Consider the following 25075-nt stretch of genomic DNA (forward strand, 5'->3'; position numbering starts at 1 on the left):
AGCCCAAATTATCCCCAAATTGGAGCAATTTACCTAGTATTTATGTCTAAGCCGTGACATATCGGCGACAAATACTGAATAAAAAGATTAACCAAAGCCTAGCGCTTTAGATCTCGGTAAAAATTCTCATGGACTCCATAACCCACAAGAACCATTTGTTTTCCGTCCAGGCTTACAGAATAGGCCAACAACATTTGCTGTTTCAGATGCCTAAACTTATAAACTTGGGTGCCCAACAAATCGCCCTTTTTCTTCTCTCCAAGCGAGGGATTAACCATCAGAGCCTTAACAGCCGTATCTAGGGACTTTTTCTCAGCTGGCAATATTTTTTTAATAGCCCGATCAAATCGGGGAGTTGTTAGTACGATCATCCGAATTTATAAGGATTTAAATTACCCGCCTTAACTTCCTCGATGCTCACCAGCATGTCTTGAAGCATGTGCACAGGCAAATCTGGATTTTCTTCCGCGACTTTCCCCAGTCGAGCCCAATACTCTATCTGCTTGGGAACAGATCTTTGCATTGCTTGTGCGTAAGGTTTTGCATCCTCAATAAGAAGATCAGATAACTTGATAGCTATAGGCATAACTTCACCTTTCATCGATTCATTAATAGGTGTCAATTTATCACAAAAGGTTGCAAAATGCAACCTTTTGAAAATCATTTTAGGATAATATAGGGATCATTAGACTCAACAGGATGTGATCATGACTGCAAGTGCAATCGTTAGAGTGCAGATTGACAGAGAACTTAAGGATGAGGCTGCGGCAGTATTAAAGACCATAGGACTGACCCCAGCGGATGCACTTCGAATCCTGATGACCAGAGTTGCAAGAGAAAAGGCGCTTCCTTTTGAGACACTGGTTCCGAATAAAGGAACGATTGCAGCAATGAAAGAGGCAAGAAAAGGGAAGCTGAAATCCTCTCCTTCCGTTGATTGCCTGATGGCTGATTTAAATAAAGACTGTTAAATACAGAATTTGATGAGAACTACTATCGACGATCCATCAAGGCTCTAGCAAGCGTGCCAGCATCTACATACTCAAGCTCTCCACCTACTGGGATACCTCGAGCAATGCGTGTGACTTTGATGCCTTTGGTTTTAAGTACTTCACCAATGTAATGAGCGGTGGCCTCGCCCTCACTCGTAAAGTTAGTGGCGAGCACTACTTCTCTAATTGGCACACCGGTATCTGGGTTTTCAATACGAGCTAGTAAGCGGTCAAAATGAATTTCATTCGGGCCCATGCCATCCAGTGGTGAAATCCGCCCCATGAGCACAAAGTAATTACCTTTAAAGCTCAAGGTTTGCTCAATCATTACTTGATCAGCAGGCGTCTCGACAATACAGAGCAAGGACGGGTCACGACGGTCATCAGAGCAAGTGGTGCAAATCGGTGTTTCAGAAAAAGTATTGCAACGTGTGCAATGGCCTACGGTTTCAACCGCTTCACCTAAAGACTCTGCTAACACCGCAGCACCGTTGCGGTCATGCTGCAATAAATAAAAAGCCATGCGCTGTGCAGACTTCGGCCCTACTCCAGGCAGGACTCTTAATGCTTCGATCAATCGACCGAGTGCATCAGTAGGTGCTTCGTGACGCGCCATGAACTTAAATGACTAAATGAGAAAGTAAAAGAGACTAATGATTTAAAAAGGCAACTTAAAGCCAGGGGGCATTGGCATACCCGCTGTTGCGCCAGACATCATTTGCGCACTTGCGGCTTCCACTTGCTTAAATGCTTCGGTATATGCCGTCACGATGAGGTCTTCCAACATCTCTCTGTCATCCATTGCGCCTGGATCGATTTGTACACGCTTAAGCTCATGCTTGCCTGAGACAGTCACTTTTACCAAACCACCAGCAGCTTGGCCAGTTACTTCCAACGCAGCTAATTCAGCTTGCGCGGTTTTCATCTTCTCTTGCATCTGCTGAGCTTGTTTCATCAAGCCAGCAAGTCCACCTTTCATCATGACTTCCTTTCCTTATTGCTTATGTGTGAATTTAAAAGATTGTCTCAGAGGAGCCTTATAGCGGCTTAACTGAGCCGCCCACTACCTTGGCGCCAAACTCTTTTTCTAATTGCTGAATAAATGGATCGGCTGCGATCATTTGCTCTGCATTTAATCTTTTCTCTTGATGAATCTGTGCATCAACCTTAGCAACAGTCTTACCTTCTACTTCGCCTTTTTCAATGATGACTTTGACAGTCTTACCAAAGTGCGCAGTTAAGGCATCAGCCAAACGCGCAATTGATGCATCAGATGCAAGCTGGGGCATTTGCGTCACAACCACTGCCTTAATTCCGTTTGGTGAATCATTCCAATCTTGTAACTCCGTCTGAAATGCCAACTGCTGCACTAAGCCACGTACAGGCAATTGGCGCATCAAGCCATGCCAGTCAGGACGATCTACTGGGCCATTGTTTGCTGGAGCGGCTGGGGCTACTGAAGCAGCAACTTTAGCCGCAGGCGCTGCAGGGGTAGCACGATTTACTGGCGCCGCTGTCTTTGGCGCTGCTGATGTTGCTGATGCTGGACGTGCTGTATTTACTGGTGGTGCTGATGGTGCTGTGCTTCCCGAGCTTCCTGCACTTCCGGGGCGAAACGCCAACATGCGCAATAAGGTCATGGCAAAGCCAGTTTGCTCATCAGGCGCGAGTGATAAATCGGGACGGCTTGTAATCGTGATTTGATAAAAGAGTTGCGCCTCTTCTTTAGTTAGCTGACCAGCCAAGCGACGAATCGCCTCTGCTTCTGGCCAATCATCCAATACAGACTCTGGCACGACTTGCGCTGCTGCAATCTTTTGCAACAAACTCGATAAATCTTGTAATGCGAGTGAGAAAGACATGCTGCGCTCACCCATTTCATTAGCAACTGCTAGAAGGCTTGCGCCATCTTTGGCAATTAAGCAATCGAGAATACGAATGAGATAAGCGTCATCTAGAGTGCCAAGCATGCCACGTACAGATTCTTCGGTCACCTTACCAGCGGCATAAGCAATTGCTTGGTCTGTTAATGAGAGCGCATCGCGCATCGAGCCTTGGGCTGCTTTAGCCAGTACGCGTAAGGCATTGACTTCGTAATCCACTTTTTCAGCGGCAAGGACCTTTTCTAGGTGCTCAACGATGAGCGGTACTGGCATTTGCTTGAGATTGAACTGCAAGCAACGAGACAGAATGGTGACTGGAATCTTTTGTGGGTCAGTCGTTGCCAGAATAAATTTGACGTGCTCTGGTGGCTCTTCCAATGTTTTGAGCATGGCATTAAAGGCATGATTGGTGAGCATGTGCACCTCGTCAATCATGTAAACCTTATAGCGACCATTACTTGGTGCGTATGCAGCCTTCTCTAATAAAGAAGCAATGTCATCAACACCACGATTACTAGCGGCATCCATTTCGATGTAATCAACAAAGCGGCCTGCATCGATTTCCATACAGGCAGGACATTTTCCGCATGGCTCAGATGTCATCTTTCCAGAACCATCAGCGCCAGTGCAATTAAGTGCTTTGGCCATGATTCGAGAAATCGTGGTCTTACCCACTCCACGGGTACCCGTAAATAGCCATGCATGGTGTAAGCGGCCCTGATCCAAAGCATGGGTTAAGGCCTTAACCACATGGTCTTGTCCAATAAGCTCAGAGAATGTTTTGGGGCGCCACGAACGGGCTAATGCCAGTGCTGTCATGTCTTACATTCTAACAAGCTAAAATGGAATTGGATGGGCCTCCCCGCATGGTGGGTTGGATAACCTGGTCAGGTCGGGAACGAAGCAGCCAAACCCAATTTCTGCCAGTGCCGGGGGTTTGGCTCATCCACCCTATAGCCTCACTCTTGATGCAATCTTTTTTGCAAATTTCGCTTGGCAACCCGCAGGTCATACTCCATTTGGAGATTTAGCCAAAACTTCGGGTCCATCCTAAAAAATGATCCCAAACGAATTGCAGTATCGGCGGCAATAGGTCGAGTACCGTTAACAATCTCGCTAATGTGGCTTATAGGGACATCAATATCCGTTGCGATTTGTCTTGCAGTGATTTGCATAGGCTTCATAAAATCTTTAAGCAAGATTTCACCCGGATGAATCTCTTCTAACAATTTAGTCTTCGCCACCCTGTCAACGGTTTTCCACAATTGCTAGTGCCAGATCGAATAAGGCTTGGGCCTGAGCAATTGCCTCTGCTACCAATGCATCTGAAACTAGATCCCCTGAATAATCAGTTGCATTGCGTTGTTTACGCAATTGATCCAGCATGATCAGGGATGACTGATCTAACCCGATAGTCAATGGCAATGCTTGTAGCATTAACTGATGATGACCAGGCTTGCTGGTTAGGACTCGATAGCCTTTTGCCTGTAAAGCAGCATTAGCCAACTGCATGATGGCTTTATAAGCTAGATCAAAACGACCTTCATTGCTTAGAGAGTTGAGTTTGGCGTCTTGCAAGCTGACATGCGCAGCATCAATTAGCCTGCGAACCATCAAGACATCGATTGCTATGGAATCAAGACTAATTCCGACTAGGTTTTGTAGGGTGATAAGGGATCTCTTTAGAGTGGAGTTGTTGCTCGTTTCCAATGATGAACAGCTTTGGCTTCTTCATTACATCCTGTACGAAAGCTCCATTATCTTGGATCAACTTACTCCACTCTTTAACACCATATATCTTGGGGTTAATTTCTCTTCCTAATTGTTCTTGTAATGGGTGTAGTAACGGCAATACTTCTGAGTAACTCACTTCACCAATCAACATCAAATCAATATCACTTTTGGCATTCTCTTTTCCACGAGCTACAGAGCCAAAGATAAATGCACTTTCCAGCTTTTCACTAAGTGGTAATAGTGCATTCATCACGACATCATTAATGCCACTTGTCTTACGTAAGATATTTGCGAGATCAACATACACCGGGCACTCTTGATTTGCTTGATAGTGATTTTGATTGCCTACTTTTTTTACAGTGAGCAATCTAACTTCAAGTAATTTATCCATCTCACGCTTAAGTGTTCCTGGAACTGTTCCAGTTAAGCGAGCAATCTCTCTCAAGTAATAGGTGCGCTCAGGATGAAGCAATAACAAACCTAAAACACGGCTACGGTATTCAGCAAACAAGACAGATGAGAGTGTCGACATAGGCCATATATTGCACTATTGTTGCTTATTTAGCAACTAAAGTAGCTTTTTAAGCAACACTATAGACCTAGAAGATTTTCAAAATCCGGAAGATGCCCCAAATCATCCAAATGATGAGCAAAACGACGACGGTTCGTACGTCTAACTGAATCTTAAATAGACGCAATGTCTTATGGGTGCACTCGACAGATACTTGCAAACCGAACCCTCCTCTATATAGAAAGATTCAGCGTAGTGATTTCAATGGGAAATCAATAGAGGCGATGGATGAAATGAATGTAGGAAAGGGTTTTCTTTCCTACATTCATATGCTTGATTTAGAACTTACTACTCACAGTAGCACTACACAATTACTTTTGAGAATCTGTATTACGTCCTTGTGAAACCTTCTTGCGCATAAAGGCAGGCTTCACTGCTTCTGCGCTCATGCAGAACATTACGGTGTCATCTAGATCTGCCACTCGGTTTTTGAGTTTGTCAGAGGAGTACATCAGCTCTTTTTCCATGGCCTCATAGTCGCGTCTCTCTAATAGCGTACGCAAATAACGCACTGTCTCTTCTAGCCATGGATTCTCGCGAGCACGCTCCTCGAGTTTTCGCATCAGGCGCTCTACTGCTGACCAGTTACGATCTCTCACAAACAAGCGGGCTTCCCGCTGAATATCAGCTGCCTCCACCTCATTAAAGCGTCTTGCGACCAATTCATTCTCTGGGGCTAACTGGTAATCTGCAAGAGATACAACGCGCATTTGTGGCAGACTGACTGCAAACTCATGCTCAATACCATCCCGGTCTTTTGCCATGATGATGCAACGTAATGCAGTGCCACTATCTTGAAGATGAATAACTACAGACATCGATAATGAAATTGCCATCCAGACTTCAGAGCTCTGGGCGATTGCTGGGAGGCAATACAGTCCGTCCGTATTTTGTACATAGTCATTACGTACGTTGATCTGACCCATGCGAGACAACAATGGGGTTTCTGGTTTGACTCTGACGTCTTGCCAAACAAGATTGGCCAAGAATCCCAACTCTGCATCAAATGATTCGGCAAGATCTTCTGCGCGTTGGCCATACCAACTATTGCCTTGACCGGCTTTTGCAATGGCTGTCATGAGCTCTTCATTAAAGCCAAAGCCTATACCCACTGTTGAAGTAGTCACTCCAGCACCTGCTAGCTCGCGCACTTGCTCACAGATTCCCTCTACAGACAGCAAGCCTCGATTAGCCTGGCCATCCGATAGCAAGATGACGCGACTCACCATGCCCCGTCCTGCTCTTGGGGCTAGCGTTTCTGCACCCTTGAGCCAGCCGCCATGAAGGTTGGTCATGTTTCTGGGCTGTATCCCATCTAATCGAATCGGCAATAAGGTTTTAGCTACCCGCACCGACATTGTCTCTAGCAATACCTCAACCTGATCGTCGTAGATCACTACAGAGATCCAGTCTCCATCTTTTAGGCGAGACAGCAGATCGAGGGCACAGCGTTTTGCTTCATCTAATTTGCCATCACCCATTGAGCCTGAGCGATCGATTACTAGAGATACCGCTAATTGAGGACGGGTTTGGCCAATGTTTTCTTGTTTGGGTGCACGCAGGCGTAGCAACACATCCAAACTTTCCCCTGAATGACTTGCTAGGACCTCTTTGCGGGTATCGAGCACTACTTCTAGTGATCTTCCGTTAATCATGATTTCTCCTGTATTTGCCTAAATTTGCAGCAGGGGCAAATACAGGCGGCTATGAAAGCAACAGGATCAGATTAGGGGTGATGAGGCTCGTGGGGTGAGCTAACAAAAAGAAAAATTAGCCCAAGAATAAGCGCCGGATACTAACTTCCATAAAATTTGACTAGAAAGCAAGAATGAAAATATCGCTTTTGCACTTCAGCAAATAATCCCCAATAAATCTACAAAGAATTTTCTAATTATGTTTAGCCAACATAATTAGCATGTATATCCATCTAAAACATTAGCACTCTTCATCTTTCAATCGCCATAAAAGATTGCCTTACAATATTTATGCGCAGGATTTCTTCTTAAAAAATTCATTACTCTCGCAGCATTAGTCAGATAGATTATTTAAAATTTCGACACTCGTAGATTGATAGACATTCATTGGCTATACTCCTGAAGAAACCAATACTCAAAACCATCAAAAGCCAATGAACTCAAAAAATATAAGTCGGATGCTCATTTCAAAGGATAAAGATTTATACAAGGAAATTGATGCGAGTAAAACATCCACCGGAAGCTTCTTTACCAAAAGGGATGTTTGGCTAACCGAGCCAGTAGCAGAATTTTTAAGTGGCGCGCTAGCAGCCGGAAACAATGTTCTCGATCCGTATGCTGGCGAAGGTCATTTGCTTGACGTTTGCCTTGAGAAATTTAACTCTGCAATATACGGCTACGATATCAGAGAGACAATTTGGGAGAAAAATGACAGCCTAATATCAATACCGAACCCAAACAATGCTGTCATTGTCACCAACCCACCCTACCTTGCAAAATACAGCGCGAAAAGAAAAGGCGTATTTGATACTGTTGAGAAGTACTTCGAAGAGGGCAGAGAAGACTTATATCAAACTGCGCTGGATAGATGCCTAGAGGCAGCAACATTTGTAGTCGCAATCATTCCAGAAACGTTCCTTAATTCTACATTCAGTAAAGATTATCTATCCCTATTGTGCGTACTTGAAGAGAACCCCTTTGAAGACACAGAAACTCCCGTGTGTGTTGCTTGTTTTGATAGGCGCAATAAACAAGATGCTAAATTATTTATAAACCATAGCTATTGTGGGAACTTTAGCGATATTTTTTCCTACAGAAAAACTTCCTTGCGCAAAGACGGGGTAAGGTTCAACATTTCAAATGGTCGTGTAGCGTTGAAAGCTGTTGACGGCACAATGGGTGACGACTTGATCAGATTTGAGAATGCGAATACATTTTCGTACTCGCGCACAAACATAAAACATTCAAGCAGACTTTTAACTTACCTAGAGGTTGACGTATTAACTGATAGTGAGATTAACGATTTTGTAGATGCATGTAATTCTCATTTAGGCTTTATCAGAAATAAAACTTTTGATTTAGTGCTGTCACCATTCAAAGGCAACAATAAGTCCGGTAAGAGAAGAAGGCGACTAGACTACACCTTAGCGCGGACAATAATTGAATTAAGCTTGACTTCGATGAGTCCCAAAAATATAAAACAAGACAGATTATTATAAATTTATACCGTCACATTATCCATAAGCACTTGCTCTAAACCATAAGTATTAACAAAAAAATTTTTTTTGCATCCCACCAAGTAGCCTTTAATTTGCTCAACCTGTGCAATTGTCTTGGGTGCTGTGGGGCTGATGAAGGTATTAAAGTAAATCCCATCCAAAAATGATAGGTACCTAATTTTTGGGCTATCTTCCGTAAAGCTTATTAAAGATATAAGCTCAGATACTTGCTTATCCTGACCGCCACCGGTTTCTTTGGTATGCTTCAGCTCGCTAATATATATATTACCCTTACGATCAGAAAAGACTACATCAGCAGATTTATTTTGATGCACAGCTTGCCACTCAAACCTCAAATTAACTTTTACCCTTAAATCATCTATTAAATTTGTTGTGGCAATTGATGTGCCAAAAAAATGATACTTGAGAGGATTATCAATAATAGATTCAGAGCTACCAAGCTCTTTAAATCCATGCTTAGAGAGCAACCCCTCTACTTTCTTTTTGGCGGAACCGCCCTCTGTTTTATGTTTCTCAAAGTCTTTTCTCACCTGCAAAGTGGTAGCCGAATATCCTTGCGAAATATATATTGAGTGTCGCTTTTCAATATATTTTCTAACCGCTATTTGCAAAAAGTTAAATTTTTCAGGAGTTGATAATTTTTTGTATATTGAATATGAAACATCTAGGGATGGAAAAAAGGATGTGAATTCATTAAAATTCATATTCCTCTCTTCTAGCAAATTTGCGATAACCACCAAATGAGGCTTTAGGTCGACGTCATAGTCATCTTCGATTGCAACCTTTATTGCTGTAATTCTCTCTATAAGCCTCCTGTTATTCACCATTAATGGCGTCTCTTTATCATCCTTAGATTTTGATATTATTAGCGAATCACTGCAGTAGAATTCGTCAATCAAAGGTTCTTTATGTCTCAGGCACTCACCAAAGAGTTCGATATTTCTCATAAAAAGCGTCCAAAAGGTTATTTAGCATTGCGTGTTGGTGGGAAAGGCTCGGACATTAATCACCCAATTACCGAGATTGATGCCGTACTGAAATCCAAGGGCTTTGCCTATTTTGCCAAATTTGGCAAATCTGTGGGAAGAATTAGAGGGGAAAAATTACTTGCCAAGACCGAGCCCTATCTAGTAATTCTGTGCTTTAATGGCGGGAAATATGACTCTAAAACCTACAAGCTACTAGAGCTAACAAAATCTCAACCGAAAAATGCCTCACATTACCCCAAGTATTACAAAGACAAGCTAGCCTTTGTGGGTAGTTGGCTCAAAATTGAACCAAGCGATTTACAAGTAAATGTTGATAGCTTAATTGTCACAAGTTCATATCAAAAACTCTCAAAAGTAATGGGCTCAGCAATGGGCTCATGCTTCTTCTGCACTACAAACTCCTAATAGCCAATAATGACAACCATAACAAATACCCCTGAAGAGCAATTTAAGAATTGCCCGGCTTGCAATCGCAAAACGCCAATCGCTGAGTGCAAAAAAATTACCTCTCGCAGTAGCGGAAAAACCACGACAAGCTGGAGGTGCAGTGTTTGCTTTGATATTAGAAATAAAAAGAAGCAAGAAATTGCAAAAAAAATAAGTCGATAGTATTTTCAAGCTTTAATTTCTTAAAACTCTCAATGGCAAACAGTTCCGTCATCAAGTCATCTAAAAATCTTAGGTCAATACCTCTAGAATTACACGGAACCCCGCCATGTTTATTCCAACAATCCCACTTAATGAGCGAGCTTGCTACGGTTTTCTGCCATACGCATGAACTCAAGGTCCATGGACTTTGATGATTTAAATTCCCAATCCTTTGGAAAAGAGATTTCATCCTTTCCCCAGCGAAGTAGCCTTGCCTCTTCCCTTTCGTCTAACTCCTTCTCGGTGGTAGCAATCACAATTTCCTCGTGATCCCCTACTTTGGTTTTTGCTCTTTTGTTCTTTCTAGCTTTACTGTGTGGGTTTGGTAATAAGTGAATAAAGTCTAGCCAATAGACCCTAAAGCTTGGACCAAATACTTGGTCTACCAACAAAGCATCGGTATTGTTTGGGTTATCTTCGTTTAGCAACATCACCTTGAGGCCGCGTTGTACGAGAAACTTCAGATACTCTCGTGCTTGCTCATGATGATCAAAGCTAATGCTGATGAGCTCATCGCTTTCACTAAGCTTGCTATGGTCATGTAAGTCAAATTGAAATTGACCGTATCCACCTTGATAACGTTCAATGATGGATCCTTTTTTCAATAAGACACAGACGCCTTCGATCAGTACAGGCATATAAGCTCCTAATTCAATTGTTGGGGAACTGCTGGGATTTTTTTGTTTTGCTTGCGTGCTTTACTTGCATGATTTGCATGTGTGAGTTACTTACAAGCTTTTATGCTTGTTAATGAGCTTAGAGTTGCTTGAGCTCAAATATCGAGCTAGCGTATTTATTTTTCAGGGCTCACCTTATGAGCCCTAGGTTCTATATAAATGGCTTGTTTAAAGCCAAAGAGGGTTTCATGACCGCACAAGTTTCAGAAAGACTGATTTATGGCGACAAGGAGATTCCCTTGTTTACTAACCCCCTTTCGCTCTACATGAAGTATTCCGATATTCGCTTTGTTTCTCCGCACACTGCTAATTGGCGTGGGTATGTAGGAACTTGGCAAATTCTAGAACATGAAGGTGTTGAGCGCTTGTACTTAGTCGCCCTTTCTGCTCATAAGACTTATGAAGAGATACTCAGCTTGTCTGATGTCTTTCCAGATCATGACAAAGTATTTGCCCATTGGTATACAGGACAGCTACGTTGCCCACAAGGAGCACAACTGGAATATCGGCATATGGGTTATGGCAGCATCTATGAATACGACCTCTTGATGGACTTCAAACAAGGAGTTCTGGTTGGTAAGCATGCGCGCCATAACGAAGTGCCTAAGCCCAAGGATGAGAAAGACTATTCATCATTCCTGCGGAGGGGCAAATGATCGACTCTTTATGGGCTGCTATTGGCTGGCAGCCAATAGGTTGGTTTGAGTATCTCTTGGTGTACATGACGCCAGGCTTATTGCTCTTGGCATACTTTCTGATTAATAAATGGCGAGAAAGACCTTCAGAATTTGCTAGAGCCATCATGAAGACTGTTGGCAAAGAGACTAGTCTGGTCGATCAACTAAAAGAATGTCTTGTTTATGTCATAGCTACTTTATGCATCTTATTAGGCTGGCCTGCATTTTTAATTTGGCTGCCTTTTAATATTGCTCAACAAAAACGCAATGAAGAATGGCAGGCTTTGCCAGATTTTGATTGTGCACCTGAGTATTTAGTAGCTCAAGTCAATCCAATTGATGCTGAGTTAGCCAGTTACATAGTTGACCCACTAGGCACTGTTCCAGCCGTTCCGTTTGGACATCTCAATCAAGGGTGGGCTAATTTCTTAGCTGAAATGACAGATCCCACTGAAGAGATTTGGTCCTTTTGCATCCCCAAGGGCAGTAAGACTGGCAAATATCAGTTTGAAGCTACTTCAGAGACCAGGGGCTATGCTCGGGTCCGCGATGGCAAGATTCTGGGGGAATTTATCTATGAGCGTGACTAGCTCGTTATTTGAGCTCTAGCCCTGTTCTAATGAAGTTATTAGGTGTTGTTGCTTGTTTTAGGTAGTTGTTGGGGTTGTTTGTATTACTGCTTGATAGTGATCAACGGGATAAGGTATGAGTGCCCACAGATCAGAAGGGTTGTTATAGCCCTTTTCATAAGAAAAACCTTACCAGCTTGTGCGTTCCTTTTAACTCTTTATAGAGCTTCTCCTTTCGGGATGTGAACAAGCGGACAGCCGGGAAAGACCGGTTGTTTTACCCATTTTCATGCTGCAAAAGAGGTTTTTCATCGGTTTTTGCTACTTTTTATGGGTATATTTTATTGGTTAATATTTGGTTTAAATATGGTTTAGTATTGGTCTTTTAATACAAACTCTTTCCTCACATGAACCAAGTGCATGCTCACCAAAAGCCTGAATCCCCGATTGGACTTTTTGACAACATTGCGGAAGATCTTCTTCACTTTGGCATTGGCCCTTCGTTTAACGCTAAAAAAGTTCAAGAGTTACTTAACTTTAAGAGAGAGGACATCTCTCGTATCGCATCTGTTTCGATTAAATCTGTTCGATACGATGATGCAATTCCTGATCAAATGAAAGAACGTCTTGAGGAAATTGCCAATACCATCAATATGGTTGCCAAAGTATTTGATGGGAATGCAGAAAAAACAGTGGCCTGGTTCAAAGCCAGAAACCCTCTATTAGGTGATGTTTCTCCACGAGATATGATTCGTCTTGGCCGCTACGAGCGATTACGTAAATTCATCATCAATGCAATGACTCAAAATATTGATTGATGCTTTAAGAAGTATTTAATTTGCCTAGTAAAAATTGGACCCCTCGAACGCTCAAGAACTGATAGGGTATGGTGAATAACCCCACAACCTAGAATTAGTCACTCCCTTACCTCTTTGGCGCCTTGCTAGTTTGGTCATTTCAGTCACGAATCAAACCCACACAATGTAGCAACCTTTCTCTCATCAATCGATCCTGGCCTTGCCTCTCCTAAATCCCAGTCTAGGTCGTATAAATCCTTTACGAGATTTCCTTTGCTGAGTGTTTTAGAGAACATCATGAGGTCTTGCACTGATACGGTTCTGTTTCTGCAATTAACTGACTGACGCATGAGCGCTGAAGAATAGACATATTTAGCGTTTTCATGAATCGATGTTTGTGGGTTGTGATAGCTACGGAGTACCAAGATCTCTACGGTCAGCGCATCTTCATCGAAATGCTGCACTTTACCTAGATACTCAGTGAAGTTGTCATTCTCTGAAAACTTGTTCCACCCTACTTTCAATGGGCCGTACTTGGTATAGACCATATCAGGATCAGATGGGAAGAAGAACTGAAATGAGGCATAAGCAAATGCTGGTACCGCAAAGACTGCAGCAAATAAGAGAAACAAAGTAACCGGGGTTGAGCGTAACCATTTCATAAGTACTTTCCTTTTATCTGCGGACATAAGAGAGGATGTAGGCTTTGCGTTGATTTACTTCTGCTGGGAAGGTAATGCCCGCATATTGATGAATCATGGCAAGCGGTTCTTGTAGCAAAGCTTTGTCTGCAAAGTAAGGGTTTCCATTCTTATCTCTCAACTTGAACTTGGGTAAGCCCAAAATTCTGGCGCTATCTACAAAGGCAGCTACTGCCAATGGCTTAGAAATAGGCACAGCCGATTTACCAGTTGGTGAAACCTGAAGCGGCAAGAGGGTGATGAAAACAAGGGTGCTGAGCATGGCGTTATCTATGAAATCAAGCTTTTTGGAATGATTTCATTGTGATGAGCTAGAGGCTCATTGGGTGAGCTCTTGGGTTTTTATCCTGAATTTGTTGTGAATCTGCTGTGAATCCGTAGTGATTCTTTAATAAACCCTAAAACCTACATGGGAGGCATCCATGAAATACCTCATCACCCTCTTTCTCATTGTTCAAGCTGTTTTATTAGTACGTAGCGCAAATGCACAAGCTAATAATTGGCAGAACTCGCCAAATAACTGGAATAACTCCATTAACAATTACGAGAACTCACCAAACAACTGGCAGAACAGTCCAAACAATTGGAATAACAACGCTAATAACTGGAATGCCACCAATGGTGTCTATGACAACCGAGGCAATCGTATTGGCTATGAGACCCAGTCATCAACTGGTGTCACCAATGTATACGACAACAACGGCAACCGGATCGGGTACACCCCCGCTAAACAATGAAAACCTATGAATACGAACTCGTGAAGATGGAGCCCGTTGAAACGGATAGCGACTCCATTTATGAAATCCTCAATGACCGTGGCCCTAGAGGCTTTCGATTGGTAGGCATTCAGAAACTATGGTCACATGACAGCGACTGGAATGCCATACAGCGCAACTTTCTGGTACTTGAAAAAGAAGTTGAGGAAGAGCTGTAATTAGAGAAATAATTTTTAGAGCTTTTCTTTAATTTCGCCGCACTCTACATTTAATAGATCCATTTGCAGTTGCTCTGAGTCAGCGAACTCATCAAGCAAATATCCTTGAGGTGGCGTGAGTCTGCGTAAATACTTATCTGGAGCTGGTCCTGCTGTATAGGCTCCAATACCATTGTCGTCTTTGTAAAAGAGTACGCCGCCCGTAGTTGCGACTTCGACATTCCAGGTATACAAGGGCTGGTCGTGTCCTTCCCATTCGCCAAACCCTTCCGCAGAAATAATGCGCACGATGTTTCCCAGATTTGCTGGAATGCGGCAATCCACAGTAATAGCCAGATCACCGACTGAGCAATTGAGTTTAGATAATCCTTCGCTCATCTTCTTCTCCGATATTGCGCTCTAACCTTTTCTCTTTGCACAAACATCAGATGAGCAAAGATACCTTGGCTGCAGACCAGAAATAGCCCTAACAAGAATAAGAAGGCTAGGCCGAAGCTAAATCCACGCTCCAAAGTTACCCAGCTGATGAACATAAAGAAAATACCGATAAATTTGATCATTTTGGCCTCTGCCTAGTGGTTTACCTATTTCAAGACTAAAGACTTGCTAGCTCATCAAATGAGCCTTAAACTGAATAAAGTTATAAAAACAATAAATATGCTGTTTTTTAACCATTTGGAGCCTTTATGAGCGATATGGAACGTCTGCACCGCATTAAGTACATGATTCAGCAACGCAAGTGCGTGCCGATTGATGACTTTTTGGATGAGCTCGAGATCTCTAAAGCCACCTTCAAGCGCGATCTTGAATACTTACGCAGCCGCCTTAAGGCTTCAATTGTGTATGACCGCTTCTTAAATGGTTACAAGTTTGAGTTCCCAGATGAAATCGACAAAATTGAGATGCCTGGTTTGTGGTTCTCTGAAAAGGAAGCGACTGCACTAGTCTTAATGCAACACCTACTATCATCACTCGATCAAAGCGGTTTGATTGGTCCACATATTGAACCACTCACCGCCATCATTGATGGCATTCTGGGTCAAAGCGAAACCTCTGCCAAAGAATTGCGTAAACGTATCAAAGTGTTGGGCATGGGTTCTCGTAAAAACTCGATTGAGAACTTCTCCGAGATAGGTGCCGCCCTTCTTAAACGTAACCGCTTGGTCATTAAGTACTTTGCCAAAGGTAAAGGCGAAGAGACTGAGCGTGAGATTTCTCCACAAAGACTGATCTTCTATCGGGAGAACTGGTACCTGGATGCCTATTGCCACCTACGCAATGATTTACGTAGCTTTGCGGTCGATGGCATTCGGAGTGCGGTCCTGACTAATGCAAAGGCTCAAGAGGTTTCTGATAAAGATTGTCATGAACATTTTGCCGAGAGCTACGGCATCTTCTCTGGCAAGGCCACGCAAAGAGCAAAACTGCGCTTTACTCCTGAACATGCGCGTTGGGTAGCTGGCGAGCACTGGCATGGGCAACAAGTCGGCTCATTTGATAAAGAAGGCTATTACATTCTAGAGTTTGACTTCAACCAAGATCCCGAATTAGTGATGGATATTCTGAAGCATGGCTCGGGAGTTGAAGTACTCGGACCGGCTACCCTTAAAAAGCGAATCAAAGATGAACTTACTAAATCATTGGATAAATATTAATTATGGAAAGAAAACTCAGCGACCCGTCGCCACTTAATACTCAAGAATCACCAAGACAAATTATTTTGGATGATTTTGATCTAGACCTTCCGATTTCTGGTGGCTGGGGATACGATTTTTCTACAGCATGCATCATCGATAAAGATGACCCTTCGGCAGATTCGAGCATCCCTTTTGATGGCGTAGAAATTGAATACATATTTGCTGAAAAACGAATTTATGAAGAAATGATTATTTTTCGCCATCCAGATGAGCAATTTCATGGAATTCGCTGGGAACCCGAAAAACAAAAGCTAACTACTCATGATGAACGACACTACGATATATTGACATTCAACATAGTCGGCTTTTCAGAAGCAATATGGAATGAGCTCACTAGTCGGTTTGAAGAAATTCAAAAAAGTGGCGCGATTGAAAAGATGGATGAATTAGATGCTTATCGAGATTCTGTGGCTTATCGATTCAAAAGGGAGTTCTATTTTGACATCAACAGCTTTTATGGAATCTACTAAGCAAGGAGACTAGTTAAAACAACTCCAACTATATGCGAAATCAATAAATGACCTCCTCCCAATAAATTGGACACCCTAAACTAGAAAAAATCGGCGATATTATCCCCAAGGAGGGGTGCGCCATGAAAAGGTCAAAATGGTGGGTTTGTCGCTTGGGATTACCCCTTTACAGGAGTCTCACTTTTTGAGCACCTTGCTAGCGTTAGCAGGTTGCTGTGGCGACAAAGCCATCTCTTGATGTAGCGTTAGTTATAAAGACTTTGACTTGATATTGTCAATCAAGTTGATCGACTAGAGGTCAAGCCCATCATTAAGAAAGCCTAACTTTCCCCAGCGCATTAGACATAAATCAATTTCACGAAGTGCCAATCGCTTTTTTAATTTTGGATCTTCTGTCTGCACCGCAACTAGTGGCTCCATTAAAGTCGCGGCATCTAATGCAATATTGATAATTTGAAAATCCACTTTTTCTGATAATGCATCAATTTGTTCAAATGAGCTATTGGATGGAATGCCTTCAATAAAACCAAGACGTGCCGCGCTACGACGCACCCATACATCGGGCTTAATAGATACCCCCAAGTCAGTGAGCATATGATTGACCGTAATGTAACCCCATCCGTACCCTACCTGTTTAGCAAAATTTTTGGTCCAGCGCTCTATTTCAGAGCCTGTAAATGACTGCTTCGTTAGCAACTCTTGAATTAAAGCGGTTAATTTAGGGTTGGCATTATTCTCAAGCCCCTTGGCTAATTCTCGAATAGCATACAAGCGCCACACATAACTTTTAAGACCGCCAGGTTGCAATCCTGCAATATATGCCCTGACCGAATCCCCTTCTAAAGCAAAGGCAGAAGAACTTCGACCCAACTGAGGGTTGCGAACCATTAGCCATGATGCGCTGGCAATTGCCGCAGATGATTGAAAATCTACGCTAAGTTGCAAATCAGAGACAATTCGTTCGCCTGCAGAAACTTTGATGTTAGACCAGCAAGGCTTATCTTTACCCATTTGCCAGATTTGCGCTTTTCCAATAGTTGCCGGAATATTGGCGCATAAAACTTCAAGCTCTGCCCAAGTGCTAGGCGACTCTTCCCTCACCTTAGCGCGCACGGCGCATAATTTTTGAACTGCTGCATTGAGGTCAATTGCCATTTACATAACCCTTTCATATTCGCGCCCATGGGACTAGATCTTAGAACTACAGACTGGCATCAATAGACGATAAAAATCATCGTTTCAATATGCATAATAAATACTCCACCACACAAAGGAGCAATCATGAAAAAAACACCTCGTGAATTAAACACTGCTTTTGACCTTGCTCAGCAAAAAATCATCCATCTAAAGGCGCATCGCTACAACTTCGCAGCTTTAAATACCGTTGTGCATAACTGGATTCAGAATCCTAGCTCCGCAACCCAACATAAAAACCTTAAAGTCCTTAAGGCCTCCTAAGCAGCCATTGTTAGCATCACTCTGTTAGTACGGAGTGATGCTAAATCAGGCCTACAGAAATTTATTGACGATGGCATGCAATACATCTCTTAAGCTTGCATTACCCCATAAAGGCCCATGCCCTAACCACGGGCAATCCACGATTTGATAAATGGCCTGATCAACATCCGTAAAGTCAAACCAAACATCTCTTCTGCCATCTGAATTGGCGGCACACGGTTTAAAGAATGGATCATGTGACTGATTTTTCACTCTTGAGGAAGCTTCAGCTATATCGCCTTCAAAAAACGTGTCTGCTATTAATTTTACAAATTCAGCTTTTCTGTTAGGCGCTGGCCGTAAGTTAATTACGCAACTTGGGCTGACATCACTCACTTTTAAGTCCAACATAACCAAAAGTGCGCCGTATTCATCACGAATCTGCATCTGACTAAAGACATCCGTCCCATCGGTCGTAAAAGCCGCGGTGGTATTAACACGATACACCGATAGACTTGGATGAATTTCATCGTCATCAGTTAAAAAAGAAGGAAATTCTTGATTCAAAGCAAATGCGCTCAAATGATTTGCCCGGGTCTGAGTCCAAGCATTTAGCCCATCTTCCGCAAATTCAGTAACCACTTCTAGCCACTGAAGACCACCCATGCAATGCTTTGGCCTAGCAATAAACTGCATCCCCTCACAACTCATATTCCCGCTCGTAAGATTTTTTAGCTGATAAATCCCATAGTAGTTAATTAGAAAATGCTCGGCAGCAAAACTTTTTTCTTTTGCATAAGCGCCAGTAAAAATGGCAACCTTTCTGACCAGCTCTTGACAAGCGTGCTCTGCTGTTTTTGTTAAATGCTCATAGATTTTTAAAATCTTTCCATATTCAATATGAGATCCAGGCGGTACATTTTGAAGCGAAACATGCTGCATAGCTTCTGGAATATGAGCAAGCCAGCGAGCACCTGTGCCACATCCTATATAGAAAGATTTGAATTCACTGCTTTTCGGAGTGTGATAACCATGGCTCATAGGGTCACAATTGCCGAGCCATTCTGAATAATTTACTGGCGCAGCATATGAGTACACATAAGAATGGTCAACGCTATCAGCATTAACTAATGTGCCATTCTCATCCTCAAGCAATGGTTCTTGCAAATCCGAGCGCCAATTAAGATGGGGGCGAATATAGTTGCCTATAGAGCCCATTGTGTACTGAATATCATATTCGGCATCTGACCCCACTATCCAGATATTATGCAGATCCTCAATCGCTTTTATTACTGCCAACCCGCGCTCAGGGCTCTCATCGCGCACCATGAACATCACAGAAGAATATTGATTGGATGGCAAATCTTGCAAACGAGAAACTACTTTTGCAAATTTGGTTCCTGGAATAAATATCAGATAGAAGGTGTGCATAAGCATTCCTATAATTTCTTAGTAAGCACTTTTATAAATTGTTTCATTTCATGACATCTTACAACTGAATGCTAATCAACCGAATCAAAATGATCATGAGCACCTAGACTTAACACCGCCTGCCAAATATCAATCATGACTTGGGTATCGACCTTGCAATAGGCCAATAAATTTTCCTTTAGCTTATCGCGCTCAGGTGATGGTGGCATCAACAAAAAGTCCTCATAGCCCATCATTGCCTGTACCCCATTGGCAGTTGATAGCGTTTCATAGGGATTGCTTGGCAATAAACAGCGCGCAATCTCTTTGATACTCCAGCCATGCATTCCTAGGGTATAAAAGTACTGTTGAAATACTTTTAATAAATCATGTTCTTTGCAACGCTTTGCAATACTCTCTAATTTTGTGGCCTGCTCAGCTGTTGCCATCTGAGCAAGTTTGAAAGTCATCGGCCCTTCCACCGAGTTGCCATGCCAAGTATAAATAGGGCCATCCTCATCAAAGGCATCTAACAGCTTAGCAATCAATTCTTGGCGCGGATCACTTAATGAATCGGCAATATATTCCGTATGCTGAATAGCAACGTCATTTGGTCCATTCCATTTGCGCAACGAAAACTGAAATGGCACTTGTTCGTTGACCTGCGTTTGTAGCCATAGCGGAACGGGCTTACCTAAGTACTCATAATCTAAAAAATAGCGTGGCCAGGGCTGATGCTCTAAGTAATCAATTAATTTCTGGTCAATATAGTGCTGCCCTGTCTTTGCAATCTGTCGCATTTGCTGATGAATCGGCTTGGTGAGTTTTTCAGGGGGCACTGTCGCTAAATCGCGATGCTCTTTCATGAGTTCTTGCACAATCGCCACATCAGGACTACTGCCTAAATACCAAACCGGCACACGAATCGACTCATCAGGAGCTAATGTGGCGCCTGAGCAATGCTCAATAAATTCACAACCTTTGCAAACAGTCCCAATTTGGCTGGGTGGCGCCTCGCTAGCTAAAACCACTTGCTTCATTTGCGCAATCGTCTGAGGCATGTTCACTAGGTGCTCAGCAATTTGTGTGCTGACATCCTCTACTTTGAGTAAGCCTTGGTAGTTCCCGGACTGGGTATATATAAATTGGATATTGGGGTAACCCAAAGAAGTTGATTGAATACAGATCGTGGCGCTTGCTATGTAAGTCTGAATGGCGGCGTCCATCACATAACGCTCGTTAAATTGCTCCCCATTCTTCGCTTTGCCACTTTTCACTTCAACAATGTTCCATGCACCATTGTCTGATGGCAACAAAATATCAACCATGACAATGGTGTCATCGCGTAAAAAGGTAGCTTCATATAGCGGCACTCGAGGGCTGCCGCCGGCAAACTCATCCAATATGTCTTGGGTCTGACGCAAGGCCCCTTGTACATCTACTTTGCCGTTGGCATCTAGCACACGAATAAGACGACCGCCTGGAAATTGATCTCGAGCAATAACGCCAAATTCTTCACCGCGGGCCATTACCAATTGCTGTTGGGCACCCACCTTAGCAAGGTGCTTTGCATGAGCGCCTAGCCACAATTTGGTCTGGCACTGTAAACCTGCGACGATTTTAGATTTAGAGAGCATTGGATTCTTAAAGTCCTTAGATTATTAGTGCAACTACTTGCTTTAGTTATGATATGAAAAATAGAAGCAATGCCCAACTTCATGCATTGCAACGCGAGGCGTCGTGCGCTTTTTAGTGATAATGGTGCACTGATTGGCACCAAAAGATTTATCCCAGAAAGCACAAGCCTCTACACCATAGCCAAATCCACCTAAACCGCGGCGTTTACTTTCCTTTTCGCATTCAGCCTGAAGATTGTCTACTTTACGCCAAGTGATGGTTGTTTTATCCACTTTCGCAGCCGTTGCATCAAATGGCACATCCGAGTTATCCATAAAGGCATTAGAAGCGCTAGATGCACTTGCTACGCCGATTGTCATTGTCAACACCAATACCATACCAAGCAAAATAATATTGACAATATTGCGAGAAAAGTAAAGAAAAGTCATGATCACCCTCCTTTTGCAATTAGTAAGACTCAACTAGACCGATTTCGCACTCTTGCACCAAGCCGTGCAATATCGATTTGACTTTTTGATAGGTTGGATCGGAGATTTTTTGCAACTTGACTTTTGCAATATCGACTACACGCTGCGAAAACAACTGCGGATAATCGATCACAATGGATTCAGCCGAGTATTGCAACAATCCTGCTTTAACAAGCACTTCCAAGTTTTTACTAATGCCAGGTTGCGCGCCAACGCGATTAATCGATTCAATAATTCCATGGCGCTTGAGCATTTGTTTGGTGCGTGAGAGTGAGTGACCCTGGGCATTTAAATAGCTCACCCCCTTAGCAACGCGCTCTTTAATGGCTTCAGGCGCACTATCTCCAGCAAACTCTGTGATGGGCATGAGATGCAAGGAAAGATCACGCACTACTGAGCTCATGCCAAACTCATTGGCCGCTTTTATAAATTTCTTAATCTGCGCCTTGGTATACAAGCCTTGACGAGCATTTTCTAAAATTTGAACAAAGTTAAATTTGCGATTTTTCATGCTGCCTCCCGTAATGAATAGGAAGTTAGTATGCAACTTGAAAACGATGATTTTTATCGTCAAATTCGCCAGTGGCAAAAATCTTTACCGGATCGCCCCAAGCTCTTGCAGCAAAGCCCGAGCTTGGGCATCTTGAGGGTTGAGATCTAGCAGCTGTTGCAAATACCGCCTTGCCTCAGGGTAACGACGCAAGTTAGCCAACACGGTTGCCGCATTGTAGTAGGCATCCTCAAAGCGAGAGTCTAGACTTAAGGCTTTTTGGTAAAAGACTAAGGCCTGCTCGAGCTGCCCCTCCCAATCAAGTGTTAAGCCGAGATGGTAATGAGCTATGGCTGATTGGGGATTAATCACTAAGGCTTGCGAAAAACGCTCCTTAGCCTTGGCATACTGCTTTTGCGCAAGCAAAGCATTGCCCCAATTAATATAGGCTTGCTCATAGCGCGGATTAGACTGCAGCGCTCTTTTGGCCCAGGAAATCTCCTCATCGTAGCGGCTCAAGGCACCGTGTAAACCAGCAACCGTATTTTCTACTGCGGGATTACCGGAGTCTAGCTGCGCCAATTCTTGATTCAGAGTCAATGCCATCTCAAGATCTCCGTCATCTTCTGCCTGTAAAGCCTTTGCCTGTATACAGACTGCGTCACATTCACCATCTTCAAGACGCTGCTCTGCTTGCAAGCTAGCCTTATCTACCGGCCGAGGTGAGCGCGAGCAATACCCTAGCACGAACACTAGCAAGCCTATAGCGACCCACTTATTCATCAGATTGACTCCCAGTCTGGGACCACTACCCCAAAAAACCAATTTGACGTGAAGAGGCAGCGCACTTTTTCACCGCCACTGCGCTTACTAAAGCCTGGAGCAGTGCCTGCGCACTAGTGAGTGGCAAAAAGCGTGCTTGGCGACAGGCTTGCTCAAAATCACCTGGTGTTAGGTAAGAAACTTGCGAAAACTGCTCACGGATATGTGGATCTTGCCAGCCCAAACCTAACTTTTGACAAGTTAATTGAAACATCTCCCATGCTTTATCTGCTTGCATAAAATCAAACTTAATGGACATATCAAAACGGCGCATAGCAGCGTCATCAATACCCTCCATCAAATTAGTACTGGCAATAAAAATACCCTGATACGATTCCATCTCCAAGAGCATCGTAGCTGTAATGCTCGATTCCCAGTTCTGCTTGGCTTGACGACGATCCATCAAAAAGGTGTCGCATTCGTCAAATTGCAATACGGCATTTTCTCGCGTCGCCATGGCAAAGGCCTTTGCAATCTGGCGCTCACTCTCGCCCACATAAGAGCCCAACAAATCAGAAGGCTTAATGACCATATGGGGAATGGCCAAGCTATCAGCCAACCATTTTCCAAAACGGGTTTTGCCCGTGCCTGGAGGCCCGTAAAGAAGCATGCGCGCTTCACGTGTTTTTTGCACCCCAGCACAAAGCGAACTTAAACACACCGGCGAATTAACCATGCTTGGCTCAAAATCCAATTCCATTGCTCCCATGCTGACTGACTGCACCTTCATGACCCCTTGGGCAGTTAATTTGTCATTGACTAGCATCAGAGCTAGATCATTACGCTGATCAAGGGATTGGGTGGTGGCAATTGCCTTTACCACCTGGGCCGTCTTTGCAACTAAAGCAGGTGATGTGTTTTTATTTTTAGCAATTTGCGTAATAAGTTTTTGATCAATGTCTTGACCACACAAATTCATAAGCATGTCACGGCGCTTATGCTCATCTGGCATAGGCATTTCAAACACCATATCAAAGCGGCGAATGTAACTCTCTTCAAACTTCTCAATTGAATTGCAAATCCAAATGGCTGGGCTTGCGTTTTCCTCGAGCATCATATTGACCCAAGACTTTTGCGCTAACGAAGGATCAACATCAGACGTTTGCATACCCTCACCGCTGAGCACCTCTTCGCACTCATCGAATAACACCATCATATTGCCCTGCTGAAACAGTGATTGCGCAAGACGATAGCTACGAATTCGGCGCATTGGCGTAACAGGATTGCCGGAAAGATTGGTTGCCACCACCTCCATGAGATCGCAATTGATCTCTTTGGCAAGTAATTTTGCTAATTCAGATTTACCAAGACCTGCCCCACCATAAATGAGGATATTCACGCCAGGCTTTTGAGTAGCGATTGCGTGCGCTAGATATGTCTTCAAAATGCCTACACGTTGGGCAATATGTCCGTAATCTTTTATGGTCAAGTTTGAGCTAGAAACAGGGCGAATATAAGCTTTAAGTAAATCACGTACATCGTGCTGCTTAATGACTGCGCACTTAGCAAATGTCCAATTCAAAAGATCAACACGAGAACGTAAATCGCCCTCGCCGCGATGATCAAGAGACAGCAACCCTGAGCGCATCAAATGTGAATGATCATCTAATGCCGCCTCAACAACCGAAACTTTCAAACCTAAGGTCGCCGCAAAAATCTTGGGAATTGAAAAAGCAGAAATACTCTGCCCCATCATCTCTGCACCTTCTTGCAGCACGCCTTCAGTATGCAGCAAAATGGCAAAACCCAGAATCTGAGCTTGCACCTCATCTAAGCAGGCGAGCTGACATAAAGCGGATAAATTTTCATTCAATGGTTGCGGAAAATGAGAGTGCCCTTCCCCATCATGCAGATCCATTTCCCAATCATGCAAGATGGTCAGCAAATCTTCTCGTAACGTAATTAAATCGCGCTTTTTGGCAAACTCCTCAAAATTCTTAAAACCCAAAAATGCATATAACTTCGTTGTGCCAAATGTGTAACAATTCTTGAGCTCATTCAAAGCGCTGGTGTGCACTAAGACTCTGAGTATGATTACCCTGAGCCATTTGGCATAGGGCATGCTTGGATCAATGAGATCATCAAGCTCTAGTCCTGAAATCATATCGACCGATAAATAGCGTGCTCTGAGCGCCTTTTCAAGCTCCTCCTGTTGCTTGCTTAGCTTGTGTTTGAGCCCAGGGGAATTAAGTTCTTTTTGTGGCGTTGCAATTGCTTCATCAACAAACCAAGTAGCCTCAGACATATTCACCCCTTCA

The 25075-nt window shown here is 43.3% G+C and carries 32 protein-coding genes, 1 other RNA gene and 1 riboswitch; of the genes, 12 read left to right on the forward strand and 21 right to left on the reverse strand.

Annotation, left to right across the window (positions count from 1 at the left end; all coding sequences use genetic code 11):
* Positions 1 to 98: 98 nt before the first annotated feature.
* Positions 99 to 371: a type II toxin-antitoxin system RelE/ParE family toxin gene (locus IC571_RS06575; RefSeq protein WP_215315533.1), complete on the reverse strand. Its 273-nt coding sequence runs from the start codon at positions 369 to 371 to the stop codon at positions 99 to 101.
* Positions 368 to 586, reverse strand: a complete 219-nt coding sequence (locus IC571_RS06580; RefSeq protein ID WP_215315534.1) for a ParD-like family protein — start codon at positions 584 to 586, stop codon at positions 368 to 370. The genes IC571_RS06575 and IC571_RS06580 overlap by 4 nt, the downstream gene beginning before the upstream one ends.
* A 121-nt stretch (positions 587 to 707) precedes the next feature.
* On the opposite strand from IC571_RS06580, the gene IC571_RS06585 reads away from it, so the two are divergent.
* The gene (locus tag IC571_RS06585) at positions 708 to 971 is read left to right on the forward strand and encodes a type II toxin-antitoxin system RelB/DinJ family antitoxin (RefSeq protein WP_215315535.1); all 264 of its coding nucleotides are present in this window, start codon (positions 708 to 710) and stop codon (positions 969 to 971) included.
* Between the two features lie 22 nt (positions 972 to 993).
* Here IC571_RS06585 and recR read toward each other — a convergent pair whose 3' ends face one another.
* The 3 genes from recR to dnaX are packed head-to-tail and all read right to left on the reverse strand — an operon-like array spanning position 994 to position 3694.
* On the reverse strand, positions 994 to 1608 hold the full coding sequence (gene recR / locus IC571_RS06590) for a recombination mediator RecR (RefSeq protein ID WP_215315536.1): 615 nt from the start codon (positions 1606 to 1608) through the stop codon (positions 994 to 996).
* Between the two features lie 42 nt (positions 1609 to 1650).
* Complete coding sequence (locus IC571_RS06595; RefSeq protein ID WP_215315537.1) at positions 1651 to 1974, reverse strand: YbaB/EbfC family nucleoid-associated protein; 324 nt, start codon at positions 1972 to 1974, stop codon at positions 1651 to 1653.
* Between the two features lie 55 nt (positions 1975 to 2029).
* Positions 2030 to 3694 (reverse strand): DNA polymerase III subunit gamma/tau, encoded by a 1665-nt coding sequence (gene dnaX, locus IC571_RS06600; RefSeq protein WP_215315538.1) that lies wholly within the window; start codon positions 3692 to 3694, stop codon positions 2030 to 2032.
* A 32-nt stretch (positions 3695 to 3726) separates the two neighbouring features.
* Here dnaX and ffs point away from each other — a divergent pair.
* Positions 3727 to 3825, forward strand: an RNA gene (ffs, locus tag IC571_RS06605) — signal recognition particle sRNA small type.
* Between the two features lie 9 nt (positions 3826 to 3834).
* Here the strand turns inward: ffs and IC571_RS06610 are convergent.
* The 4 genes from IC571_RS06610 to IC571_RS06625 form a co-directional block, all read right to left on the reverse strand.
* On the reverse strand, positions 3835 to 4119 hold the full coding sequence (locus tag IC571_RS06610) for a HigA family addiction module antitoxin (protein WP_251373277.1): 285 nt from the start codon (positions 4117 to 4119) through the stop codon (positions 3835 to 3837).
* Positions 4120 to 4123: 4 nt separating this feature from the next.
* Positions 4124 to 4489, reverse strand: coding sequence for a DNA-binding protein (locus tag IC571_RS06615; protein WP_215315539.1), 366 nt, complete (start codon positions 4487 to 4489; stop codon positions 4124 to 4126).
* A 28-nt stretch (positions 4490 to 4517) separates the two neighbouring features.
* Positions 4518 to 5141 (reverse strand): nucleotidyltransferase domain-containing protein, encoded by a 624-nt coding sequence (locus IC571_RS06620; protein WP_215315540.1) that lies wholly within the window; start codon positions 5139 to 5141, stop codon positions 4518 to 4520.
* Between the two features lie 350 nt (positions 5142 to 5491).
* On the reverse strand, positions 5492 to 6835 hold the full coding sequence (locus tag IC571_RS06625; protein ID WP_215315541.1) for a VWA domain-containing protein: 1344 nt from the start codon (positions 6833 to 6835) through the stop codon (positions 5492 to 5494).
* 473 nt (positions 6836 to 7308) lie between these two features.
* On the opposite strand from IC571_RS06625, the gene IC571_RS06630 reads away from it, so the two are divergent.
* Positions 7309 to 8373, forward strand: coding sequence for a hypothetical protein (locus IC571_RS06630; protein ID WP_215315542.1), 1065 nt, complete (start codon positions 7309 to 7311; stop codon positions 8371 to 8373).
* Between the two features lie 2 nt (positions 8374 to 8375).
* On the opposite strand, the gene IC571_RS06635 is transcribed toward IC571_RS06630, so the two are convergent.
* Complete coding sequence (locus tag IC571_RS06635; RefSeq protein ID WP_215315543.1) at positions 8376 to 9293, reverse strand: hypothetical protein; 918 nt, start codon at positions 9291 to 9293, stop codon at positions 8376 to 8378.
* Between the two features lie 9 nt (positions 9294 to 9302).
* Here IC571_RS06635 and IC571_RS06640 point away from each other — a divergent pair, with 9 nt between their 5' ends.
* Positions 9303 to 9788, forward strand: a complete 486-nt coding sequence (locus IC571_RS06640) for a hypothetical protein (protein ID WP_215315544.1) — start codon at positions 9303 to 9305, stop codon at positions 9786 to 9788.
* 332 nt (positions 9789 to 10120) lie between these two features.
* Here IC571_RS06640 and IC571_RS06645 read toward each other — a convergent pair whose 3' ends face one another.
* A complete protein-coding gene (locus IC571_RS06645; RefSeq protein ID WP_215315545.1) occupies positions 10121 to 10669 on the reverse strand; it encodes a hypothetical protein in 549 nt (182 codons plus the stop codon).
* A gap of 227 nt (positions 10670 to 10896) precedes the next feature.
* Here IC571_RS06645 and IC571_RS06650 point away from each other — a divergent pair, with 227 nt between their 5' ends.
* The 3 genes from IC571_RS06650 to IC571_RS06660 all read left to right on the forward strand — a co-directional run bounded on the left by IC571_RS06650 (position 10897) and on the right by IC571_RS06660 (position 12772).
* Complete coding sequence (locus IC571_RS06650; protein WP_215315546.1) at positions 10897 to 11364, forward strand: hypothetical protein; 468 nt, start codon at positions 10897 to 10899, stop codon at positions 11362 to 11364.
* Complete coding sequence (locus IC571_RS06655) at positions 11361 to 11975, forward strand: hypothetical protein (RefSeq protein ID WP_215315547.1); 615 nt, start codon at positions 11361 to 11363, stop codon at positions 11973 to 11975. Before IC571_RS06650 ends, IC571_RS06655 begins: the two co-directional genes overlap by 4 nt.
* A 386-nt stretch (positions 11976 to 12361) precedes the next feature.
* Positions 12362 to 12772, forward strand: coding sequence for an MbcA/ParS/Xre antitoxin family protein (locus tag IC571_RS06660; RefSeq protein WP_215315548.1), 411 nt, complete (start codon positions 12362 to 12364; stop codon positions 12770 to 12772).
* 143 nt (positions 12773 to 12915) lie between these two features.
* On the opposite strand, the gene IC571_RS06665 is transcribed toward IC571_RS06660, so the two are convergent.
* Both IC571_RS06665 and IC571_RS06670 read right to left on the reverse strand, forming a co-directional pair.
* Positions 12916 to 13413, reverse strand: a complete 498-nt coding sequence (locus IC571_RS06665) for a surface-adhesin E family protein (RefSeq protein WP_215315549.1) — start codon at positions 13411 to 13413, stop codon at positions 12916 to 12918.
* 13 nt (positions 13414 to 13426) lie between these two features.
* Positions 13427 to 13714 carry a hypothetical protein gene (locus tag IC571_RS06670; RefSeq protein WP_215315550.1) on the reverse strand — a complete coding sequence of 96 codons (288 nt, stop codon included), beginning with the start codon at positions 13712 to 13714 and terminating at the stop codon, positions 13427 to 13429.
* A 160-nt stretch (positions 13715 to 13874) separates the two neighbouring features.
* On the opposite strand from IC571_RS06670, the gene IC571_RS06675 reads away from it, so the two are divergent.
* Together IC571_RS06675 and IC571_RS06680 are read left to right on the forward strand one after the other, a co-directional pair.
* On the forward strand, positions 13875 to 14189 hold the full coding sequence (locus tag IC571_RS06675) for a hypothetical protein (RefSeq protein ID WP_215315551.1): 315 nt from the start codon (positions 13875 to 13877) through the stop codon (positions 14187 to 14189).
* Positions 14186 to 14386 (forward strand): hypothetical protein, encoded by a 201-nt coding sequence (locus IC571_RS06680; protein ID WP_215315552.1) that lies wholly within the window; start codon positions 14186 to 14188, stop codon positions 14384 to 14386. The genes IC571_RS06675 and IC571_RS06680 overlap by 4 nt, the downstream gene beginning before the upstream one ends.
* A 15-nt stretch (positions 14387 to 14401) precedes the next feature.
* Here IC571_RS06680 and IC571_RS06685 read toward each other — a convergent pair whose 3' ends face one another.
* Complete coding sequence (locus tag IC571_RS06685; protein ID WP_215315553.1) at positions 14402 to 14764, reverse strand: hypothetical protein; 363 nt, start codon at positions 14762 to 14764, stop codon at positions 14402 to 14404.
* A gap of 308 nt (positions 14765 to 15072) precedes the next feature.
* On the opposite strand from IC571_RS06685, the gene IC571_RS06690 reads away from it, so the two are divergent.
* Complete coding sequence (locus tag IC571_RS06690; protein ID WP_215315554.1) at positions 15073 to 16041, forward strand: YafY family protein; 969 nt, start codon at positions 15073 to 15075, stop codon at positions 16039 to 16041.
* A gap of 2 nt (positions 16042 to 16043) precedes the next feature.
* Positions 16044 to 16553, forward strand: a complete 510-nt coding sequence (locus IC571_RS06695) for a hypothetical protein (RefSeq protein ID WP_215315555.1) — start codon at positions 16044 to 16046, stop codon at positions 16551 to 16553.
* Positions 16554 to 16696: 143 nt separating this feature from the next.
* A riboswitch (SAM-I-IV-variant riboswitch) is annotated at positions 16697 to 16799 on the reverse strand.
* Between the two features lie 45 nt (positions 16800 to 16844).
* Here IC571_RS06695 and IC571_RS06700 read toward each other — a convergent pair.
* Complete coding sequence (locus tag IC571_RS06700; RefSeq protein WP_215315556.1) at positions 16845 to 17708, reverse strand: hypothetical protein; 864 nt, start codon at positions 17706 to 17708, stop codon at positions 16845 to 16847.
* Positions 17709 to 17834: 126 nt separating this feature from the next.
* Between IC571_RS06700 and IC571_RS06705 the strand changes: the two genes are divergently transcribed.
* Positions 17835 to 18011: a hypothetical protein gene (locus IC571_RS06705; RefSeq protein WP_215315557.1), complete on the forward strand. Its 177-nt coding sequence runs from the start codon at positions 17835 to 17837 to the stop codon at positions 18009 to 18011.
* A gap of 51 nt (positions 18012 to 18062) precedes the next feature.
* Here IC571_RS06705 and IC571_RS06710 read toward each other — a convergent pair whose 3' ends face one another.
* The 6 genes from IC571_RS06710 to IC571_RS06735 all read right to left on the reverse strand — a co-directional run bounded on the left by IC571_RS06710 (position 18063) and on the right by IC571_RS06735 (position 25062).
* Positions 18063 to 19352, reverse strand: coding sequence for a hypothetical protein (locus tag IC571_RS06710; protein WP_215315558.1), 1290 nt, complete (start codon positions 19350 to 19352; stop codon positions 18063 to 18065).
* Between the two features lie 140 nt (positions 19353 to 19492).
* Positions 19493 to 21037 (reverse strand): DUF2779 domain-containing protein, encoded by a 1545-nt coding sequence (locus IC571_RS06715; protein WP_215315559.1) that lies wholly within the window; start codon positions 21035 to 21037, stop codon positions 19493 to 19495.
* A 42-nt stretch (positions 21038 to 21079) separates the two neighbouring features.
* On the reverse strand, positions 21080 to 21466 hold the full coding sequence (locus IC571_RS06720) for a hypothetical protein (RefSeq protein WP_215315560.1): 387 nt from the start codon (positions 21464 to 21466) through the stop codon (positions 21080 to 21082).
* 19 nt (positions 21467 to 21485) lie between these two features.
* The gene (locus IC571_RS06725; RefSeq protein WP_215315561.1) at positions 21486 to 22016 is read right to left on the reverse strand and encodes a hypothetical protein; all 531 of its coding nucleotides are present in this window, start codon (positions 22014 to 22016) and stop codon (positions 21486 to 21488) included.
* Between the two features lie 84 nt (positions 22017 to 22100).
* The gene (locus tag IC571_RS06730; protein ID WP_215315562.1) at positions 22101 to 22778 is read right to left on the reverse strand and encodes a tetratricopeptide repeat protein; all 678 of its coding nucleotides are present in this window, start codon (positions 22776 to 22778) and stop codon (positions 22101 to 22103) included.
* Positions 22779 to 22803: 25 nt separating this feature from the next.
* Positions 22804 to 25062 carry an AAA family ATPase gene (locus IC571_RS06735; protein ID WP_215315563.1) on the reverse strand — a complete coding sequence of 753 codons (2259 nt, stop codon included), beginning with the start codon at positions 25060 to 25062 and terminating at the stop codon, positions 22804 to 22806.
* Positions 25063 to 25075: the final 13 nt, after the last annotated feature.

The sequence above is a fragment of the Polynucleobacter sp. MWH-UH2A genome (genome assembly GCF_018687195.1).
Lineage (GTDB): Bacteria > Pseudomonadota > Gammaproteobacteria > Burkholderiales > Burkholderiaceae > Polynucleobacter.